This window comes from Lactobacillus sp., assembly GCF_051873315.1.
In the GTDB taxonomy this organism is placed as follows: domain Bacteria; phylum Bacillota; class Bacilli; order Lactobacillales; family Lactobacillaceae; genus Lactobacillus.
Genome location: NZ_JBJEES010000146.1, coordinates 1 through 5,423 on the forward strand (window position 1 = coordinate 1; position 5,423 = coordinate 5,423).

Genomic DNA, 5,423 nt, shown 5'->3' on the forward strand with positions numbered 1-5,423 from the left:
AAAATTCCCCGCTAATAATTTAAATTTTACGGGACATTATCCCAAGTTATTGACAGTCTTTTTGGAAACTTTTTTCAAAAAGATTCTTCCGGCCCGGCGGGAGTGGTTTAATCTATTTGTTATTTTTGCTAGAATGATAATAATAACGCTGAAATAAATTGAATTAACAAGAAACTAGTACTAGTAAAGGAAAGCGAAAAATGACGAAAGAAATTATTTTGACTGGCGACCGCCCAACCGGCAAGCTGCACATCGGACACTACATCGGCTCCTTGAAGAACCGGGTCAAGCTCCAAAACACTGGCAAGTATGATTCCTACATTATGATTGCCGACACCCAGGCTTTGACTGACAACGCCCGTAACCCTGAAAAGATCCGCAACTCCTTGATCGAAGTTGCCCTGGACTACCTGGCTGTTGGCCTGGACCCGGAAAAGTCTACCATCTTTGTCCAGTCCCAAATCCCGGCCCTGTTTGAACTGACTACTGACTACATGGACCTGGTAACCCTGTCCCGGCTGGAAAGAAACCCAACTGTCAAAGCTGAAATCAAGCAAAAGGGCTTTGGCGACTCCCTGCCAGTCGGCTTCTTGACCTACCCGGTTGCCCAAGCCGCTGACATCACTGCCTTCAAGGCTACTTTGGTACCAGTTGGCGATGACCAGGAGCCAATGTTGGAACAAACCCGGGAAATCGTCCGCAGCTTCAACCGGACCTACAATGTCGACGTCTTAGTTGAACCAAAGGGCTACTTCCCGCCTAAGGGCCAGGGCCGCCTGCCAGGCTTGGACGGCAACGCCAAGATGTCCAAGTCCCTGGGCAACTGCATCTACCTGTCTGATGACGCGGAAACGGTCAAGAAGAAGGTTATGTCCATGTACACCGACCCTAACCACATCCACGTGGAAGACCCAGGCCAGGTTGAAGGCAACACCGTCTTCACTTACCTGGACGTTTTTGACCCGGACAAGGACACCGTTGCCCAACTTAAGGAAGACTACCAAAAGGGCGGGTTAGGTGACGTCAAGATCAAGCGCTACTTAAACAAGGTCCTGGAAGCTGAACTGGCTCCAATCAGAGAACGCCGGCAAAAGTACGCTGAAAACCTGGATGCCGTTTACGACATGCTCTACCAAGGGTCACAAAAGGCCAACCAGGTGGCTGACCAGACCCTGCAGGAAGTCCGTGACGCGATCGGCTTCAACTACTTCAAGAACCGAGGCTAATATGACGCGCAAGCGAATTCCCTGGAAACAGTACTTTATGATGCAGGCCCTGGTCATCGCCCAGCGGTCAACCTGTGACCGGGCCCTGGTCGGCAGCGTCCTGGTCAAGGACAAGCGGATCCTCAGCACCGGCTACAACGGGTCAGTTTCCGGCCAGGACCACTGCGATGACGTGGGCCACCAGCTGGTCGACGGCCACTGCGTGCGAACGATTCACTCTGAGATGAACAGTCTGATTTCCTGCGCGAAAAACGGGGTCTCAACCGACAACACGGAAATCTACGTGACCCACTTCCCGTGCTACAACTGCACCAAGCACCTGCTGCAGGCCGGGGTGACCAAGATCAACTATTACTATGATTATCACGACAGTCCTTTGGCCATTCAGCTGCTGCGTGATAGTGGAGTACCTTATGAACAAATTAAGCTTGACCGCCAATTCGTCGAAGAACTGGCACACAAACTTGAAGACGGCAGCGACTAGGCTGGCCTGGCTCCTGGCCTTAGTCTGCCTTTTTCCCCTGGTAACCGGGGCCAGCAGCTTTTTCGTCCAGGACAATGCCGGCATCATCAATTCCGATACCCGGAAAATGGTTGACCAAAAGAATGCCAAGTACCAAAAGTCTGACCAGCACCCGATCGTGATCGTCGAGACCCTGCAGGATGCCAAAAAGACCCAGCCAGATGGCCTGAGCAAGGCGACCAGAACCCTCTATATCGTGATCAACGTGCAAAAAGACGGGACCAAGAAGGCCTACCTTTACAGCAGCAGCGACCTGCACAGTCAGTTCACGGCCCAGGTCCGGTCCAATATCCTCAGCCACACGGCTTCCAAGATCACGGCTGATGACCCGATCGCCTTCAATGAAGGGGTGCAGGAGCTCTTCAAGATTTCTGTGACCTTGATTGACCAGAGCCTTGGCTTTAAAAAGGACTCCCTTGACCTGTCCAGCGAAGAAGTGAACCGAGTGATCAAGCCGGCCGACCTCAGGGTTCCGATCATGTGCGCCTTGCTGGTCTTGATCGTGGCCGTGATCATTTTCCTCCGCTATACGATAAGACGGCAGGCAAGAAAGTAAGACTTTTTCACAGAAAAAACTAAATAACAAGGTAAATTTTACACAAAAGTGGTTTACAAGCTTGCTTTAAGCGTGTATAGTCTTTTATGTAAAGTTGAAAAGAGAGCAAATGAACTGTTAGGTGAGACTCCTACGTGAACACACGCTATCGCCCAGAAACATCCAGAGATGCCAACGGGTTAAATAGAAATTGTCGAAATAAGGCACTTTCCAGGTAGCTAGCATGTGCTTACGTCACGTAGTGTTAAAGCTGAGCGATTAGTCAATAGCGTGGCCTTATTTGGCAAGGTCCCCCTTACGGTTTGTAAGGGGGACTTTTTTGTTCGTTTGCGAAGTTGTCATAGAGGGGAGAACTATTATGCTCAACAAGACAATGAACAAAGCTGCCAGCGAAGACGCAAAGCGGGTTGCAAGAATTGCCCTGGAAAAGCGGAGCGTGACCTTGGCCCAGCTGCATACCAACAGCAACGGCCTCAGCACTGAAGAAGCAGCCAATGTCCGGGAAAAGACCGGGACCAACGAGATCGCGAGCAACAACCAAGCCAGCAAGCTGCACTTTCTGGCCGAAGCTTTCCTGACCCCGTTCACCCTGGTCCTGCTCATCTTGGCGACGATGTCCTTGTTTACCAACTACATCTTCGTCCCGCAAAGTGAAAAGGACCTCAGCACCGTCATCATCATGGTGGTCATGGTGCTGGTTTCCGGGATTACTTCCTTTGTCCAGAACGTCCGCACTTCCAACGCCGTCCAGTCCCTTTTGAAGATGGTCTCAGTCACGACTAACGTGCGCCGGGACGGCAAGGACCAGGAAATCCCGACCAAGGACGTGGTGGTCGGCGACATCATCAACGTCTCAGCCGGGGACATGGTTCCAGCTGACATGAAGCTTTTGTCCAGTACCGACCTGTTCTGTTCAGCCAGTTCCTTGAACGGGGAATCAACGCCAACAGAAAAGAACGCCAACTTCGTCCCAACTCCGGACAAGATGGAAAACTACCTGGACTACCCAAACATCCTGTTTGAAGGTACGACTATCGTTTCCGGCTCAGGCCGCGGGGTGGTCTTCGCCACTGGCGGCCACACCATGTTCGGCAAGATGGCGGCCCAAATCGCCGACACTGAAATGAAGGAGACGACTTTTGACACCGGGATCAAGAACATCTCCAAGCTGCTTTTGACCATGACGGCCATCATCGCGCCCTTGGTCTTCATCGTTAACGGCTTGACCAAGGGCAACTGGACTGATGCCTTGATCTTCGCCATCGCTACGGCGGTGGGGCTGACGCCGGAAATGCTGCCGGTCATCGTGACCACCAACCTGGTCAAGGGCAGCGTGGAAATGAGCAAGCACCAGACCATCGTCAAGAAGATGAACTCCATCCAGAACTTCGGTTCAGCTGACATTCTCTGCACCGACAAGACCGGGACCTTGACCCAGGGCCAGGTCATCCTGGAAAAGCACTACAACCTGGAAATGCGGGAAACTGACCGGGTTTTGAAGATGGCCTACCTAAACTCTTACTACCAGACCGGGATGAAGGACTTGATCGACCAGGCAGTCATCGACGTGGCTGACGACGACCTGGATACCAGCGAAATCCAGCGGGACTACCACAAGATCGATGAAATTCCTTTTGACTTCCAGCGCCGGCGGATGAGCGTGGTGGTTGCCAACTCTGACCAAAAGCACGGCGAGCACCTCCTGGTTACCAAGGGGGCGGCCGAAGAAATGCTGGCAGTATCCAGCCAGGTGGAAATCGGCGGCCAGACCCTGCCTTTGACTGAAGAAAGAAAAAAGCAGATTTTTAAAGACATCGACGACTTGAACAGCGACGGGATGCGGGTTATCGTCTTGGCCTACAAGGTTGACCCGTCTCCAGTCGGTGAATTCACGGTAGAAGATGAAAGCGACTTGATCGTAATCGGCTTCCTGACCTTCCTTGATCCGCCGAAGGAAAGCGCCAAAAATGCCCTGGCCAGCCTCAACCGGGACGGCATTACCGTTAAGATTTTGACTGGGGACAACGAAGCTGTTACCCGGGCCGTGGCCTTGAAGGTTGGCCTTAACATCGACACGGTTTACGGGCAAAAGGACTTGATCGGCAAGAGTGATGAAGAACTGGCCAAGATCGTTGAAGAATGCGATATCTTCGTCAAGCTGTCACCGGAATGGAAGACCAAGATCATCGCTACTTTGCAAAAGAATGGCCACACGGTCGGCTACATGGGTGACGGGATCAACGATGCCCCGGCCATGAAGCAGGCGGACGTCTCCATCTCTGTTGACTCGGCTGTCGACGTGGCCAAGGAATCAGCTGACATCATCCTCTTGCAAAAGGACTTGGGTGTTTTGGAGCATGCCGTCCGCATCGGCCGCAAGACCTTGACCAACACCATGAAGTACATCAAGATCACCCTGTCTTCCAACTTCGGGAACATCTTGTCCATCATGGTCGCCTCGATCTTCCTGCCATTCTTGCCAATGCTGCCGCTGCAGCTCTTGATTTTGGACCTGCTCTACGGGACCAGCTGCCTGGCTCTGCCATTTGACAGCGTGTCTGAAGACTACCTGCATGTGCCGCGGGAATGGTCAACCAAGAACATGCCGAAGTTCATGTTCTACTTTGGACCGGCATCATCAATTTTTGACGTCATCACCTTTGCCGTCCTCTTCTTTGTAATCTGCCCGGCTTTGACCGGCGGCAGCTACGCTTCCTTAGGACCGGCAGGGCAGCTGGCCTTCATGACCATCTTCCACACTGGCTGGTTCGTGGAATCCCTCTGGACCCAGGAAATGGTCATCCACGCTCTGCGCGACGAACGCCTGCCATTCATCCAGCAACGGGCTTCCAGCCCAGTCATGCTGGCTACCTTTGGGGCTGCCATCTTCGGCACGGTTCTGCCATTTTCAAAATTGGCCGGGGCCATGAAGTTTGGCCAATTGAACGAAGAATTCCTGTGGATTGTGGCTGGCCTCTTGGTTTGCTACCTGCTTTTGACGACAGTCGTCAAGCACTTCTACATGAAGAAGGAAAAATTCCTGATTTAACTGAAAAAAGAACGGTGCTATAAGAAATGTGGAAGAATGTGCGCTTGATACCGGCTGGTTCACATTATG

Annotated in this window: 4 protein-coding genes and 1 riboswitch; all 4 genes read left to right on the forward strand. The window is 52.2% G+C overall.

Annotated elements, in window-relative coordinates:
- Positions 1–200: 200 nt before the first annotated feature.
- The 4 genes from trpS to mgtA all read left to right on the forward strand — a co-directional run bounded on the left by trpS (position 201) and on the right by mgtA (position 5,354).
- Positions 201–1,226 carry a tryptophan--tRNA ligase gene (gene trpS, locus ACI32D_RS09045; RefSeq protein ID WP_439776244.1) on the forward strand — a complete coding sequence of 342 codons (1,026 nt, stop codon included), beginning with the start codon at positions 201–203 and terminating at the stop codon, positions 1,224–1,226.
- A gap of 1 nt (position 1,227) precedes the next feature.
- Positions 1,228–1,710, forward strand: coding sequence for a deoxycytidylate deaminase (locus ACI32D_RS09050; protein WP_003616872.1), 483 nt, complete (start codon positions 1,228–1,230; stop codon positions 1,708–1,710).
- The gene (locus tag ACI32D_RS09055; RefSeq protein ID WP_439776246.1) at positions 1,691–2,305 is read left to right on the forward strand and encodes a methanol dehydrogenase; all 615 of its coding nucleotides are present in this window, start codon (positions 1,691–1,693) and stop codon (positions 2,303–2,305) included. The genes ACI32D_RS09050 and ACI32D_RS09055 overlap by 20 nt, the downstream gene beginning before the upstream one ends.
- Positions 2,306–2,411: 106 nt before the next feature.
- Positions 2,412–2,575, forward strand: a riboswitch (M-box (ykoK) riboswitch).
- Positions 2,576–2,663: 88 nt separating this feature from the next.
- The gene (gene mgtA / locus ACI32D_RS09060) at positions 2,664–5,354 is read left to right on the forward strand and encodes a magnesium-translocating P-type ATPase (RefSeq protein ID WP_439776245.1); all 2,691 of its coding nucleotides are present in this window, start codon (positions 2,664–2,666) and stop codon (positions 5,352–5,354) included.
- The last annotated feature ends 69 nt before the right edge of the window (positions 5,355–5,423 follow it).

Bases quoted from the DNA above. Each gene is read 5' to 3' on its own strand.
- ACI32D_RS09050 (WP_003616872.1), top strand. From the start codon at position 1,228: ATGACGCGCAAGCGAATTCCCTGGAAACAGTACTTTATGATGCAGGCC.
- mgtA (WP_439776245.1), top strand. From the start codon at position 2,664: ATGCTCAACAAGACAATGAACAAAGCTGCCAGCGAAGACGCAAAGCGG.
- trpS (WP_439776244.1), top strand. From the start codon at position 201: ATGACGAAAGAAATTATTTTGACTGGCGACCGCCCAACCGGCAAGCTG.